The organism is Streptomyces sp. NRRL B-3229 (assembly GCF_000719505.1).
In the GTDB taxonomy this organism is placed as follows: Bacteria; Actinomycetota; Actinomycetes; order Streptomycetales; family Streptomycetaceae; genus Streptomyces; species Streptomyces griseorubiginosus.
In genome coordinates, this window is sequence record NZ_JOGP01000005.1 from 330146 (window position 1) to 343640 (window position 13495).

A 13495-nucleotide genomic window follows, 5' to 3' on the forward strand; every position below is an offset into this window, starting at 1 on the left:
GCCCCGCCCCCCACTCGGGCCGGGCGCCGACTCCTCGGAGAATCCTCATGTCCGCAATGCTCCAAGAAGCCTCCCACTACCTCGCCGCCGTCGTCCCCGCACCGTCGGGCGGCGCCAACGTCCCGCAGCCGACCAGCGGCGCCCCCGACGCACTGACCAAAAAAGTCAATGTCGTCCTCGGCATCCTGGCCTGGGCCGGCACCGCGGCCGGTGTCTGCGGCGTGCTGGTCACCGGCGCGATGATGGCCATCTCCGTCAAGCGGGGTGAGAGCTCGGAGCACATGAGCCGCCTCGGCATGGTGCTCGGCGGCTGTGTCCTGGTGGCCACGGCCGGCCCGCTCGTCCAGTTCGTCTTCAACTAGAGGGCGCGGGACAGTGGGCATCTTCAAGCGCCAAGGACAGCGGCCCGAGGAGTCCGGGCCGTACTGGAAGCAGCGCAGTTGGCAGGCATCGGCGGGGTTCCTCGCGCTGGTCGTCGTCCTGGGTGTGATCACCACGCTGACCTCGGGCTCGGGCTCCGGCGGCCACGCACAGGCTCCGGTGTCCAAAGGCCCGCTGTCCGGCACCGCCACCACGAAGGACGGCCGCCCCGGGGGCTGCCGTACCGACGACAGCGCGGGCGACGCGATTCCCACGGCCGTGCCGAAGGACATCAGCTGGCACCCGGTCAGCATCGGGCGGGTGCCGGTCTCGGCCTCGGCGGGGCCGACCAGGATCGAGGGCGCCGTGTGGTGGTGCTTCGCGCACACCCCCATGGGCGCCGCGCTGGCCGCCACCGGCATCCCCACCCAGATGAGCGGAACGCAGTGGCGCACCGTCACCGACCAGCAGGTGGTCGCCGGGCAGGGACGCGAACTGTTCGTGTTCCAGCGCACCGCGGTGCCCGACACGGACGCCTCGAACAGCGCACCGGCCACCTCGTCCTACGCCGGGTTCAAGGTGACCTCGTACACCAGGGAGGCGGCGACCGTCAGGCTGCTGATCAGGAACGCGCAGGGCTATGCCGCGACCAGTGTCTCCGTGCGCTGGAGCGGCGGCGACTGGAAGATCCAGCCCGACGGAAGCGGAGGCCTGTACTCGCAGTTGGCCACCGAGCAGAGCGCCGTCGGCTACACACTCTGGGGGGCCTGACGTGGCGGCGTGCAGCAACGGGAATCCGCTCGCGGACGCGGTCACCGGGTTCTTCAGCTTTCTCGGCGACCCGGTCGGGACGGTCATCGGTCTGATCGCGAAGTCGATCCTCGCCGCCGCGATCGCGGTGTTCGCGGGACTGGCCGACAGCGTCCCGACCCTGGACGACACGACCACCTCGAACGACCTCAGCGACAAGACGTCGTGGATCGTGGTCTATCTGGCCGTCGGCTCCCTGCTGTTCGCGGCCGGCAAGATGGCGCTCGAGCGCAGGGGCACTGCCGGTGTCACCGCGCTGAAGGGCATCCTGCGCGTCGTCCTCGTCGCGGGGGCGGCCACCACCGTCTGCCTGGCCGCGGCAAGGATCGCGGACAGCTACTCCACCTACCTGTTCAACGACTCCGTGCAGAACGCGCTGGACAACATCGGCGCCTGCGGGGACAACAGCGACATCCAGTCCTTCCTGCTGCTGATCCTCGCCTTCCTGCTGCTGCTCGCGGGCATCCTGCACACGATCCTGATGTACATCAGGCTCGGCGTCATGATGATCATGCTCGGTACCCTTCCGATCGCCGCCGCGGCCTCGATGACGGACTGGGGCGCGGGCTGGTGGCGCAAGCACATCGGCTGGATGATCTCCTGGCTGCTCTACAAGCCCGCGGTCGCGCTCGTGCTGAACGCCGGCATGACGATGATCAGCCAGGGCAAGGCCGGTTCGAACCCCAACGTCAACACCCGTATCGCAGGCATCGGCGTGATGCTGCTCTCCGCCATCGCGCTTCCCGCGCTGCTGAAGCTCGTCGTACCCGCCACCGCCGCCATGGGCACCGGCGACCCGATGGCCGCCATGGGCCAGGCGGGCAACCAGCTGGCGACCGGTGCCGTGCAGGTGGGCGCCATGAGCGGCGGGTCCGGCGGGGCCGGCGGAGAGAGCGGCCAGAAGGGCCCGAGCGGAGCGAGCGGCACCGGTGGGTCGGCCGGTGGCTCCGGTGCGGACGGGGCGTCCGGGGGCAGCGGTGCGGGCGGCGCGTCCGGCCCGGGCGGTCCGAGCGGGGCGAGCAAGGGCGGTGGCGGTGCGGGCAAGGCCGCCGGCGGTGCGGGCAAGGAGGCCGGCGCGGCGCTGGGCGGTCCCGCCGGTATCGCGGTCCTCGCGGCCGTGGCCGCGGCCCAGACCGCGGGTGCGACCGTCTCCGGTGCCGTCGAGGGCGGCGACGGGGACCTCGGCAACAACAAGTAGTTCAGGGGGAGTTCACGACACGCGGGCGGTACGCCCCTACCTCGTCGCGGCGTCGCCTCCCCTGACGAGCGGCCGCCGGACGCCCTCCCCCCAGGGCGCCCGGCGGTCTCCCATCGGCCCTCGACTCACGCCGTACCCCCATCACTTCACGAAAGGAAACCGGTCACATGTCCACGGAAGCCGTCTCCCATCCGACCTACGGGAACTGGCGCAGGCCGAGGCGGGCGGGGCTCGGTCCGCTCGGACTCGTCGGCACCTTCGTGATCTTCGGCGGCCTCGTCGCCACCCTGCTGGCGTCCCTGATCTCGCTGTACGCGGCGATCATCGTGTTCGTCCCGGTCGTGCTGTTCCTCATCCCGCTCGCCATCCGCACCCAGGACGGCCGCAACGTCTACCAGCTCTTCGCCCTGCGCGTCGGCTGGTGGCGCCGCAAGGCCGCGGGCGCGCACCTCTACGTCTCCGGCCCGCTGTCCGCGCGGCCCGGCGGCCGGTTCCGTCCGCCGGGACTGCTCAACAAGGTCACCGCGAGCGAGGGCCGTGACGCCTACGACCGCCCCTTCGGGATCCTGCACCACCCGCAGCGCGACCTGTACACGATCGTCCTGGGCTGCGACCCCGACGGCGGTTCGCTGATCGATCCCGACCAGGTCGATGTCTGGGTCGCGCTGTGGGGCGAGTGGCTGGCCCGGCTCTCCCACGAACCCGGGCTGAAGGGCGCCACCGTGATCGTGGAGACCGCCCCCGACCCCGGCACCCGGCTCGCCCACGAGGTGCTGCCCCGCATCCACCCCGACGCCCCTGCCGCGGCCCGCGCCGTGATGGAGGAGGTCGTCGACCGCTACCCGAGCGCCTCCTCCGAGATGCACACCTACGTCACCCTCACCTACGGCAACCCGGCGGGCCAGAAACGCAGGAAGGAGGACGTGATGACCGAACTGGCCATCCGCATCCCCGGCCTGCTCAGCGGACTCGTCGCGGCCGGCGGCGGCGCCGCCTACCCGCTGTCGGCCGAGCGGATCGCCGAGGTCGTCCGGGTCGCCTACGACCCCGCCGTCGCCGCCGACGTCCTCAACGCCCGTGCCATGGACGGCGGAACGGGCCTGGAGTGGGACGACGCCGGTCCCGCCGCCGCCGTGGAGACGGTGAACGCCTACCAGCACGACTCGGGTGTCTCCCGTACCTGGATGCTGACCCTGGCACCCCGCGGCACCGTCCGCTCCTCGGTGCTGCGCGGCATGCTGGAGGCCGCCCCCGGCACCCGGCGCAAGCGGGTCGCCCTGGTCTACCGGGCCATCGACCCGGCCACCTCGGCCCGAATCGTCGAGGCCGACCGGCGCAGCGCCCAGTTCATGGCCACGTCCGGCAAGGGCATGGTCCAGGCGCGCGCGGCCTCCGAGGTGCGGGCGGCCGAACAGACCGCCGCCGAGGAGGCGTCCGGCGCCGGACTCGTGGAGTTCTCCCTGATGCTGACGGTCACCGTCGACACCATGGAGGAACTCGCCGACGCCAGTGTCACCGTGCGCAACCTGACCGCGGCCTCCCGGGTGCTGATGCGCCCCGCCGACCGGATGCAGGCCGCCGCGTTCAGCTGCACCCTGCCCGCCGGAATCCTCCCGTGGGAACAGACCCTCGTCCCGCACGAACTCCAGGAGGCGCTGTGAGCCGCCGAAGCGAAGAGAAGCTGGCCGAGCGCGCGGACCGGCTGGCCGAGGAGGAGGCGCTCCGGGACCTGGCCGCGGGCGGGTCGGGGCTGGTCGGCCTGGACGGTTTCGGCGGCCAGTCCGCCGGGCGGAAACCCGCGAAGAAGTCCGCGAAGGCGCAGACCGCCAGGTCCGACGCCAAGCGCGGCGGCAAGCAAAAAGCCCCCGCCAAGCCCCGCGAGCTCTATGTACCTGCCCGCGGCTGGCAGGGGGCCGGTGGTGGCCGCGTCGGTTACATGGATCCGCCCACCATGTGGCGCGCCACCACGGTGCAGGCCTGCGGCATGTGGCCGTTCGCCGCCGGCTCTGGCTCTCCCATGACCGGAGTGCCGCTCGGACAGCATCTGTCCACCGGCGCCACGGTCTGCGGCGACCCGCTGAACTGGTTCACCCGGGCCCGCTACATCTCCAACCCCTCCCTGTTCATGCTCGGCATGCCGGGCCTGGGCAAGTCGACCCTCATCAACCGGATGCTGATCGGACTCGCCGCGACCGGTGTCGTCCCGCTGGTCCTCGGCGACCTCAAACCCGACTACGCCGACACCGTCCGCGCGCTCGGCGGCCAGGTCATCTCCATCGGGCGCGGCCGGGGCGGCATCAACGTCCTGGACCCGGGCGCCATGGGTGAGGCCGCCGCGAAGATCGGCGGCGAGGCCGGCGAGGTGCTGAAGGCGGAGGCCCACGGCCGGGTGCTGAACATGGTCGCCGCCCTCATCACCATCGTGCGCGGCCGGCCCATGGACGACCACGAGCAGTCCGTGCTCTCCGCCGTCCTGCACCACCTGCGCGAACGCACCCCGGCCGGCCGCACGGTGCTGCTGCCCGACGTGCTGCGGGTCCTCACCGAGGGCCCCGACCGGGTCCGCGCGGTCACCCTCGACCGCGGCGACGACGCCCGCTACCGGGATGCCGTGGACCCGCTGCACCGCTCCCTGCTCGGCATCCTCGACGGCCCGCTCGGCGACACCTTCGCCTCCGAGACGTCCACCCGGATCGACGCGAACGCACCCGCCGTGTGCATCGACATCTCCGGCATCGGCGAGGCCGACACCCAGCTGACCGCCGCCGCGATGCTCGCCGCCTGGTCCGACGGCCTCGGCACGGTCGCCGCCTCGCACGCCCTCGCGGACGCCGGACTGGCGCCCCGGCGCTGGTTCTTCACCGTCCTCGACGAACTGTGGCGTCCACTGCGCGCCGCCACCGGCATCGTCGACCGCATCGACGCACTCACCCGCCTCAACCGCTCGCTCGGCCTCGGCGACGCCAAGATCACCCACACCCTGAAGGACGCCGAGGCCCTCGGCACCGACGCCGACCGCGCCAAGGCGCGCGGCTTCGTCGAACGCGCCGGCATGGTCGTCTGCGCCGGACTGCCGAAGACCGAGATGGAGGACCTCGGCAAGGTCGTCGGACTCTCCCGCCGCGAGATCGAACTCGTCTCGTCCTGGTCCTCGCCGCCCGGCTGGGGTGTGCGGGGCGAGGACGAGGAACCCCCGGGCCGTGGCCGCTTCCTCATCAAGGTCGGTGGCCGCCCCGGCATCCCGATCAAGGTCGCCATCACCGACGCCGAACGCGAGCTGCACAACACCAACACCCGCTGGACGACCAACGAGGCGGCCATCGAGCAGGCCGCCGCCCGCGCCGCCCGGGAGGTCGCACGACTCTCCCAGGACGGGCCGCTGCCCCTGGCCTTCCCGGGCGACCCGGCCCCCCTCGAACTCCCCGCCGGAGACGCGTCGGTCAGGGGGTGGACGGCGTGAGCGGACCTCGCAGCACCGACATCGCCGACCAGACGCAGTGGGCCGTCGCCGCGCTGGCCGCCTTCGGCATCCTCGCGTTCACCATCGTCTGGGCCGGGGGCACCTTCGGCGCAGGCCTCTCCGGCTACGGCTGGGACGCCCCGCCGTTCGCCCTGTCCACCGTCTCCACCCTGACCACCCACGGACCGACCGCCCTGTGGCCGGGCGCCCCGGCCGCCGTGCTCTACGCGGGCATGTTCGGCATGCTGGCGCTCATCGCCGTGCCCGCCGCCCTCGCCGTCAACTTCTTCCTGGACCGCGGCAAGGCACCCAAGGGCCTCGCCGGGAAGCGCGAGCTCGCCGCCATGTGCCCGGAGGGCATCGAGGCCCGCGCCCGCGAACTGCGCCCCACCCTCAAGGGCCGCGAGGAGCTCCACCCCGACGAGACCGGCAACCTCCTCGGCGACCTCGACCCCAAGGGCCCGGAACTGCGCAGCAGTTACGAGGACGTGGAACTCGACCTGATGGCGCCCCGTGCCGGCAAGTCCACCGGCATCGCCGTGCCCCGGGTGCTACGCGCCCAGGGCGCGGTCCTGCTGACCTCCAACAAGTCCGACGTGTACGCCGTCACCCGCGCCCAGCGCGAAAAGGCGGGCACGGTATGGACGTTCGACCCGCAGGGCATCGCCCACGCCCCGCGCGCCATGTGGTGGAACATCCTCGGCGAGTGCCACACCATCGAGGGCGCCCGCCGGATGGCCGGTCACTTCGTGGCATCCGTCAACGACGACACCGCCAAGAAGGACTTCTGGATCTCGGCCGCCCAGAACACCCTGACCGCGCTCTTCCTGGCCGCCGCCCGCGGCCGGGCGCCGCTGACCGAGCTGCTGGCCTGGCTCGCCGACCCCGCCGACCGCACCCCGGTCGACCTGCTCCGCGAGGTCGGACTGGTCGCGATGGCCGAGCAGTTGCAGGGCACGGTGCGTGGCGCGGTGGAGACCCGGGACGGCATCTACGAGACGGCCCGCCAGACCGCGTCCTGCCTCCTCGACCCCGAGATCCTCGCCTGGGTCACCCCCGATCCCGAACTCCCGGAGTTCCGCCCGAACGAGCATGTTCTGAGCACCGACACCCTCTACCTGCTCTCCAAGGACGGCGGCGGGTCCGCGGCAGGTGTCATCGCGGGTCTCGCCGACGCGACGATGCGGGCGGGAGTCGTGGCCGCCGAGCGGATGGGCGGCCGGCTCGACCCGCCGCTGACCGCGGTCCTGGACGAGGCGGCCAACGTGTGCCGCATCTCCGATCTCCCCGACCTGTACTCCCACTTCGGCTCGCGCGGCATCAACGTCGTTACCCTGCTCCAGAGTTACCGCCAGGGCGCCCGCGTGTGGGGCGACGTCGGCATGGACGCGCTGTGGAGCGCGGCGACCGTCAAACTCCTCGGCGCCGGACTGGACGACGCCGACTTCGTGCAGAAGATCTCCACCCTGGTCGGCCAGCACGACGTGAAGACCCCGAGCGTCTCCCGCAGCAAGGACGGCACGTCCCGCTCCTACTCCTACCGCCAGGAGTCAGTCCTGCCGCCCGACCGGATCCGCGCCCTGCCCAAGGGCACCGCCCTGCTCCTCGCCACCGGCGTCAAGCCGGCCCTCATCCGGCTGCGCCCCTGGTACAAGGAGCCCGGTGCCGCAGAGATCTCGGCCGCCGCGAAGGCGGAGACGGCGGCCATCACGGAACGCGCAGCGGCTCGTCTGCTGCCGGGCCTGAGCCTGGGGAAGGAGAGCGACCGGGACGCCGCCCGAGCGTGACGGTCCGCAGCACCAGCTCGGCCGGCGCGTACCGCACCCGCCCCATGAGCCAGACGCCCAGGGCGAGTTGGACGCCGTACAACACCGGACACCAGGCGAGGACGACGGCGGTGCCGACCCGGTCGTAGAGACCGAGGCCGTAACCGGTGAAGACCAGCGCGAGGACCAGTGACTGGGTGAGGTACTGCGTGAGGGCCATGCGCCCGGAGGCGGCCAGCACCCGCGCCGCCGCCGGGCGCACGGCGGTCAGCAGCAGGAGCAGGCCGCAGGCGTACGACGCCGTGAGCGCGGGCGCGGTCAGCAGCGACACCGCGTGTCCGAACAGGAACCAGCGGCTGTCCAGCGGCCCGTTCGCACAGCAAGCGGTCACCACACCGCCGGCCAGGCCGACCGGCAGCCATCTGACGACGACAGCCCTGAGCCACTTCCGGTCCCGGCCGCGCCGCTCCACCAGGCCCGTCCTGGCCGCCGCGAGGCCGGCCAGGAACGCGGCCAGGATGTCGGGGCCGTACAGCACGTTCGCGCCGACGGCCACCGGCAGCTCATGAAGACGTGCCCCGACCACCGACAGGAAGCCGCCGCGATACGCGGCCACACTGTGTGCGACCTCGGGAGCGTACTGAGCCGGGGTGACCGGTCGGGTGAAGGCGACGGTCAGCATCCCGTACCCGAGCAGCAGCAGGGCCAGGCCCACCACCAGGCAGACCGCGACCCGCAGCGCGGCCCGGGGACTCAGCCCGCGCAGCCCGTACAGGACCAGCCCCAGGGCGGCGTACGTCATCAGGATGTCGCCGCTGTAGAGCAGCACCGCGTGCACGAGCCCAAGGCCGAACAGCCCTGCCGTACGACGGAGATGGCGTCCTGCGGACCCGCCGCCCGGCTGCTCCGCGGAGCGTTCCTGGAGGACGAAGCTGTAGCCGAAGAGGAACGAGAACAGCTGATAGAGGGTGGTGGTCGCGGTCACCGCCCAGGCGGCGCCCCGGTCGAGGCCGGAGGCACCGGGACCACCGCCGAACGCGGTGTAAGGACTCGCCATCAGCTGGGCGTTGACGAGCAGGATGCCGAACAGGGCGAATCCGCGCAGCACATCGACGTCCTGGACCCGCCCGGGACCGACCGTGTCGGGCCCGTTCACCGGGTCAGCCGGGTTCCGCACGCGAACACCACGGTCGACGTCAGGAACCACCCCAGCGCCGGCGACAGCAGATACCGGGGGGTCCAGAGCCGGGCCGCCGTGGGCCGGTTGCGCGGGTAGCAGACGGGCACCGTCCCGCCGACCTCGGGCAGTCCGCGCAGCGGGCCGTACGCGCCCGCGTCGAGGACGACGGGCCGCCCCAGGTGGTCGGTGAACAGCACGAGCCCGCTCCGCCGCGAGTCGCCCACGACACGCGGGATCACGGTGCCCGTCACCAGCACGCCCCGCACCCACAACCGCGCCACGGTCAGCAACTGCCGTACGGCGAGAAGGAGAAACCCGAGACCCACCCCCGTGCACAGGGTGAGCAGCAGCAACTTGGCGTCCATACGGTCCCCTTCACCGGCCGTCCTACGTCTTCGCGCACAACGTCTGCCGCGCGTCACGGGTTCACACCGGCACCCCGCCACGGGTTCGCACCGGCACCCCGCCACGGGTTCGCATTGAGCACCTGGCCACCGGTACACGCCGGGACCTCGTCGCTGAACCGCCTTACAGGTGGCGCCCGTTGTGCGTACGCATCCTCACCCATGCGTACGAAGGGAGCTTCGGCCCAGATGAGACGGCCCCTGCGCAGACACGGCTACCGGGCGGCGACAGCCGTCGCCCTGGCCTGCGCCCTGACGGCGGCGAGCCAACAGGGCGCCCGAGCCGACCCTCGGACCCTCACCGAGGTACAGAACGAACTGGAGAGCCTGTACCACCAGGCGGAGGTGGCGACCGACAAGTACAACGCGGCCGACGGCAAGGTGAAGGCACAGAAGAGGCGGGTCAGTGCACTCGACTCCCAGGTCCGCACGGCCGAGTCGAAGCTGACCCGCCTCAACTCCGCCGCCGGAGCGACGGCCAGGGCCCAGTACCGCGCCGGCGGTGTGCCGGCCGAGCTCCAGTTCGCGCTGGCCAGTGACCCCTCTCGGGCCCTGGACAACGCGGGGTTGGCGCTCCGGGCCCAGCAGAACGCGCAGAACCTGCTGACCGAGCTGAAGACGACGAAGTCCGCCCTGCGCGCCCGCACGGACGAGGCGGCGGCGGAACTGGAGCGGCTGCGGGCGAGCCGCCGCGCGATGGCGACGCAGCGCAGGACGATCGAGCGCCACATCGCCGAGGCCAAGGCGTTGGAGTCCTCGCTGGCGGCGAAGGAGCGGGCCCGTCTCGCCGACCTGGAGAAGAAGGAGTCCGACCGGGCCCAGGCGAAGTGGGAGAGCACGGGCATCCTCGAGAAGGTCGGCACCGATGCGACGGCCGCCGGCCGGAAGGCCCTCGCCTTCGCCGCCCAGCAGATCGGCAAGCCCTACGTCTGGGGCGCCGAGGGACCCGACTCCTACGACTGTTCCGGCCTCACGAGCCAGGCGTGGCTGGCGGCGGGCGTCACCATCCCCCGCACGTCGGAGATGCAGTGGGCCCAGCTGAAGCACGTCCCCGTCGAGGACATGCGACCCGGGGACCTGATCATCTACTTCTCCGACGCGAGCCATGTGGCGATCTACGCCGGCGGCGGGAACATCATCTCGGCACCGCGGCCGGGGCGGTACGTGTACGAGTCGCCGGCGGCTTCGATGCAGATTCTGGGGGTGGTGCGGCCGGACGCGTGACGCAGAGCGCCCTGTCCACCTGGATGGTGGACAGGGCGCTTCAGCTGTGGTGCGGACCGTCGTTCAGATCCCGTGACCGGGGGCCGCCCGTGACATCGTGACTACTTCACCACTACTTTCGGATGGGCGGCCAGGTGGGGCGATGCCGGGGGACTGGGCCTCTCGCCCGCCTCCGGCAGGGCGCCGAGGGACGACTGGAACTTCCCCGCCCTTGCCATGGCCGCGCGCTGCTGCGAGGCCGCGGTGCCGGGGTTGAACGGCCGGTCGAACTCCTTGAGCGCGTCGGCCCCTCTCTTCCCGACATGGCGTCGGGCGTCCTCATGACTGATCAGTCTGAGGCTGGGCCGGTCGTCGCTGTACGTGTTGGTGAATTCGGCGAGGCTGGTGGTGGGCTTCCACTTGCCCCCGCTGCCTTCGACCGAGAACACCTGATCCTGGAAGCTCTCCGGGCTGGGTATGCGCCGTGACACGGCCCCCGGCCTCTGCGACTCCCCGATCAGGCGCTGGGTGTACACGTACATGTCCCGCGGAGCGTTCCTGACCATGTCCCTGGCCTGTTGCTCCGTCAGTGGGCGCACCTTGCTCGGGTCGGGTGCGCTCGGCCCCCTGTCGACACGGTGCGGATGCCACTCGCCGTCGATCAGGGACCGGAACTCCCAGCTCGCGGCGTCGGAGTGCCGCCACAGACTGGTGGCGGTGCCCAGCCCCTGCATGTCCATCTCATGGGCCCAATAGGTGTATGCCATCGGTTCCTCCCTCCTTCACCTGCTCCGAGGCGGGTGCGTCAACGCCCCACGGGCGCCGGGCCGCCCGGCGCCGCGGCGTGGTGGCCGGCGGGCACGGCCGGGGGCGTGTGCACGGGGATGTCGCCCGGCGCGCTGTTCGAGCGAGTGACCGCGGGCCTGTTCGCCGCCTCCTTCGCCTGTTCGTAGAGCGACTGATTGCTGTTCCTCCGTTGCAGAGGCTGCTGGTCCTGGAGGGACTCCATGGCGTACAGGATCCTCTGCACCTGGGCCAGCGCTTCCGGCTTCGGCTGCGGAATGGACGCGGGACCGTCCACCACCTTGCCGACCGGCAACGACTTCGTCAGTGCGTCCAGGCGATCCAGGTGGTCCGGTACGACGTCGGTGCGGCCCTGGTACATCGAGGCCATCACGTAGTCGGTCGCCCGTACGTACTCCTGCGCCTCGGCACCGAACTTCTTCTCCAGCATGCCGGAGCGCTGAAGTTCGTAGGGCAGATGCAGCTTGTCCTTGACCTTGAGATTGCCCGGGGTGTGCATCTGGAACTCGCAGGGGGCGCCGAGCTCGGTGGACTTCAACTCGAGGGTCGTCACCGGGATGGGGGGATCGACTTCGGTGGGGTCCTTCTCACGCGTGGCGATCGTGTTGGCGGTGTCCCGAACCAGCCTGTCGTTCTGGAGGGCGCGTACCTCCGGGTCCGTGGCGGCAATCTCCACGGACGGCTTGATCACGGCGTTGCTGCCCTTGTAGACGGGGTGGCGCCAGGTGTGGTTGAACTTGATGAACTCGGCGTTCTGGGCGGTCAGATGCTGGACGGCACCCTCTGCCGCCGCCGTGTAGTTCGCGGGCTCGGTGGCCGACGAGTAGCGGTGCAGGTCCTTGACGTCGGCGAGGACGTCCTCGACCATGCCCTCATAGTCGGGGAGCTGACTTGCGACCTTTCGCCGCAGGGAGTCCAGACCCTTGAGGGAGTGCTCGATGTCGCCCTGTCCCTTGTCTCCCACGAGCACCATGCCGAGATGCGCGTTGGCGGCGGCGACTTGGCGCATCATCGCGTCATAGGCCGGGCGACGGGCCACCCCCGCCTCGTGAAACGCTTTCACCGCGGCGTTCTGTTCGGGGGTCAGGCTCAGAGATACCTCGGTGCCTTCTCCCTGCCAGCTTCCGTCGGGCTTTTCACCCATGGTGTGTACCTCCGGAATTCCCGGTGTGTGAACCGGAATTGGTGATGCTTCTGCGGGAACTCAACGGAACGGAGGGGCGAGAAGGTTCAACGGCCTCGCAGGAGATCTCGGCGACGATCTCGGCGACCGGCCAGAAAGGCCCCGACGCCGACGTCAGAAGCCGTAGTCATCCGCCGTCGGTGCCTCCTTGGCCCGATGGCTGCCTTTCTTGCAGCCGGCGAACGGACCGGAAGGGTCGCGAAGCGAGGCCATCACGTGGGCCAGGCAGTCGCGATGCCAGTTGAGCGGGCCGCTGAGCGCGGAACCGGGACCCGTCAGGTCCTGCCAGGACATCCACAGGGCGTGCAACTGCGCGACTGCTTCCGGGTGTTCCCACCAGCGGGAGCACCAGGGCGCGGAGGACGTGGGCTCCCTGCCGTAGACCGGCAACAGCAGGTACCGTACCCAGTCGACAAGACCCTGTAGTGCGTCGTCGTATGCGGAGCCCTCCAGATAGAGGATGAACTCCGATTTCTTCTCCGGTTCGGCCTTCTTCTCCCGTGCGGGACTCGTCAGCGGTTCGGAATTCACTGTCGTCGCGGTCACTTCACGATCCTTTCGGGATGTCAACCAGGTCATCGAAGGTGCGGGGACGGATGCGTGGACCCAGGAGAAAGGGACGGTGCCGGGGAGACCGAGCGGGGTGTGGAACTCGCGCTGCTGCCGCGGCCCCGGGAATCGGAGTCCATGCTCCCCTGCTGCTCCCTGAGATACCTGGCGGCGTTCTGCATCACAGCCGAGGAAGAAGAGGACGGCCGGTCGTCGGCCGAAGGCGCGCCGTGGTGGGCGGAGTCCTCGGTGAAATTCACCGTGGCCCGCATGTCCGTCGTGGACGTCACCGGTTCCGCCGGCGGATCGGCACGCATCTCAGGTGGGGGCTGGTTCTCCGGCGCGGTCCGCTGGAGCAGTTCCTCGAGTACCGGGATCCGGTTGTTCCGGTACGCCCTTTGCAGCCCGGTGTCGTTCGCTATCAGCTCCAGCATCTCGTGCGTGACCTTCTGAAGGTCCTCGACGGAGAGCTGGTTCATGTGGTGCTGCGCGGGCGTGAGTTCCGGCAGCCGTGGAACGGTGTCGCCGGACGGGGAAGCGGCCTCGCCGGGCACCTCCGATGCGCCGCCCCCGCCACC

At 71.0% G+C, this 13495-nt stretch carries 13 protein-coding genes; 7 read left to right on the plus strand and 6 right to left on the minus strand.

What is annotated here, in order from left to right; all coding sequences use genetic code 11:
* Positions 1-47 precede the first annotated feature (47 nt).
* The 6 genes from IF54_RS0110075 (at position 48) to IF54_RS0110100 (ending at position 7615) form a co-directional block, all read left to right on the plus strand.
* The gene (locus tag IF54_RS0110075; protein WP_030316731.1) at positions 48-362 is read left to right on the plus strand and encodes a hypothetical protein; all 315 of its coding nucleotides are present in this window, start codon (positions 48-50) and stop codon (positions 360-362) included.
* Positions 363-375: 13 nt separating this feature from the next.
* Complete coding sequence (locus tag IF54_RS0110080) at positions 376-1131, plus strand: hypothetical protein (protein WP_030316733.1); 756 nt, start codon at positions 376-378, stop codon at positions 1129-1131.
* Between the two features lies 1 nt (position 1132).
* A complete protein-coding gene (locus tag IF54_RS0110085) occupies positions 1133-2368 on the plus strand; it encodes a hypothetical protein (RefSeq protein WP_030316735.1) in 1236 nt (411 codons plus the stop codon).
* 167 nt (positions 2369-2535) lie between these two features.
* On the plus strand, positions 2536-4029 hold the full coding sequence (locus IF54_RS0110090; RefSeq protein ID WP_030316737.1) for an SCO6880 family protein: 1494 nt from the start codon (positions 2536-2538) through the stop codon (positions 4027-4029).
* A complete protein-coding gene (locus IF54_RS0110095; RefSeq protein WP_030316740.1) occupies positions 4026-5828 on the plus strand; it encodes an ATP/GTP-binding protein in 1803 nt (600 codons plus the stop codon). The genes IF54_RS0110090 and IF54_RS0110095 overlap by 4 nt, the downstream gene beginning before the upstream one ends.
* Positions 5816-7615, plus strand: a complete 1800-nt coding sequence (locus IF54_RS0110100) for a type IV secretory system conjugative DNA transfer family protein (protein WP_030316742.1) — start codon at positions 5816-5818, stop codon at positions 7613-7615. The genes IF54_RS0110095 and IF54_RS0110100 overlap by 13 nt, the downstream gene beginning before the upstream one ends.
* Here the strand turns inward: IF54_RS0110100 and IF54_RS0110105 are convergent.
* Together IF54_RS0110105 and IF54_RS0110110 are read right to left on the minus strand one after the other, a co-directional pair.
* On the minus strand, positions 7536-8771 hold the full coding sequence (locus IF54_RS0110105; protein ID WP_030316744.1) for a DUF418 domain-containing protein: 1236 nt from the start codon (positions 8769-8771) through the stop codon (positions 7536-7538). The two genes, IF54_RS0110100 and IF54_RS0110105, sit on opposite strands and share 80 nt — an antisense overlap.
* The gene (locus IF54_RS0110110; RefSeq protein WP_030316746.1) at positions 8747-9139 is read right to left on the minus strand and encodes a hypothetical protein; all 393 of its coding nucleotides are present in this window, start codon (positions 9137-9139) and stop codon (positions 8747-8749) included. The genes IF54_RS0110105 and IF54_RS0110110 overlap by 25 nt, the downstream gene beginning before the upstream one ends.
* A 228-nt stretch (positions 9140-9367) precedes the next feature.
* Between IF54_RS0110110 and IF54_RS0110115 the strand changes: the two genes are divergently transcribed.
* A complete protein-coding gene (locus IF54_RS0110115; protein WP_030316752.1) occupies positions 9368-10402 on the plus strand; it encodes a C40 family peptidase in 1035 nt (344 codons plus the stop codon).
* Positions 10403-10503: 101 nt separating this feature from the next.
* Here the strand turns inward: IF54_RS0110115 and IF54_RS0110120 are convergent, their stop codons facing one another.
* The 4 genes from IF54_RS0110120 to IF54_RS42700 all read right to left on the minus strand — a co-directional run bounded on the left by IF54_RS0110120 (position 10504) and on the right by IF54_RS42700 (position 13396).
* Positions 10504-11148: a hypothetical protein gene (locus IF54_RS0110120; RefSeq protein ID WP_030316754.1), complete on the minus strand. Its 645-nt coding sequence runs from the start codon at positions 11146-11148 to the stop codon at positions 10504-10506.
* Positions 11149-11186: 38 nt separating this feature from the next.
* Positions 11187-12329 carry a hypothetical protein gene (locus IF54_RS0110125; RefSeq protein WP_030316757.1) on the minus strand — a complete coding sequence of 381 codons (1143 nt, stop codon included), beginning with the start codon at positions 12327-12329 and terminating at the stop codon, positions 11187-11189.
* A 153-nt stretch (positions 12330-12482) separates the two neighbouring features.
* Entirely contained in the window at positions 12483-12884 is a 402-nt protein-coding gene (locus IF54_RS0110130) for a DUF4913 domain-containing protein (protein WP_030316759.1), read from the minus strand.
* Positions 12885-12943: 59 nt separating this feature from the next.
* Positions 12944-13396 (minus strand): hypothetical protein, encoded by a 453-nt coding sequence (locus IF54_RS42700; protein ID WP_159002108.1) that lies wholly within the window; start codon positions 13394-13396, stop codon positions 12944-12946.
* Positions 13397-13495: the final 99 nt, after the last annotated feature.

Excerpts from the sequence above, each read along its gene's own strand:
- IF54_RS0110115 (WP_030316752.1), top strand. The coding sequence starts at position 9,368 with ATGAGACGGCCCCTGCGCAGACACGGCTACCGGGCGGCGACAGCCGTC.
- IF54_RS0110090 (WP_030316737.1), top strand. The coding sequence starts at position 2,536 with ATGTCCACGGAAGCCGTCTCCCATCCGACCTACGGGAACTGGCGCAGG.
- IF54_RS0110120 (WP_030316754.1), bottom strand. The coding sequence starts at position 11,148 with ATGGCATACACCTATTGGGCCCATGAGATGGACATGCAGGGGCTGGGC.
- IF54_RS0110075 (WP_030316731.1), top strand. The coding sequence starts at position 48 with ATGTCCGCAATGCTCCAAGAAGCCTCCCACTACCTCGCCGCCGTCGTC.
- IF54_RS0110125 (WP_030316757.1), bottom strand. The coding sequence starts at position 12,329 with ATGGGTGAAAAGCCCGACGGAAGCTGGCAGGGAGAAGGCACCGAGGTA.
- IF54_RS42700 (WP_159002108.1), bottom strand. The coding sequence starts at position 13,396 with ATGAACCAGCTCTCCGTCGAGGACCTTCAGAAGGTCACGCACGAGATG.
- IF54_RS0110110 (WP_030316746.1), bottom strand. The coding sequence starts at position 9,139 with ATGGACGCCAAGTTGCTGCTGCTCACCCTGTGCACGGGGGTGGGTCTC.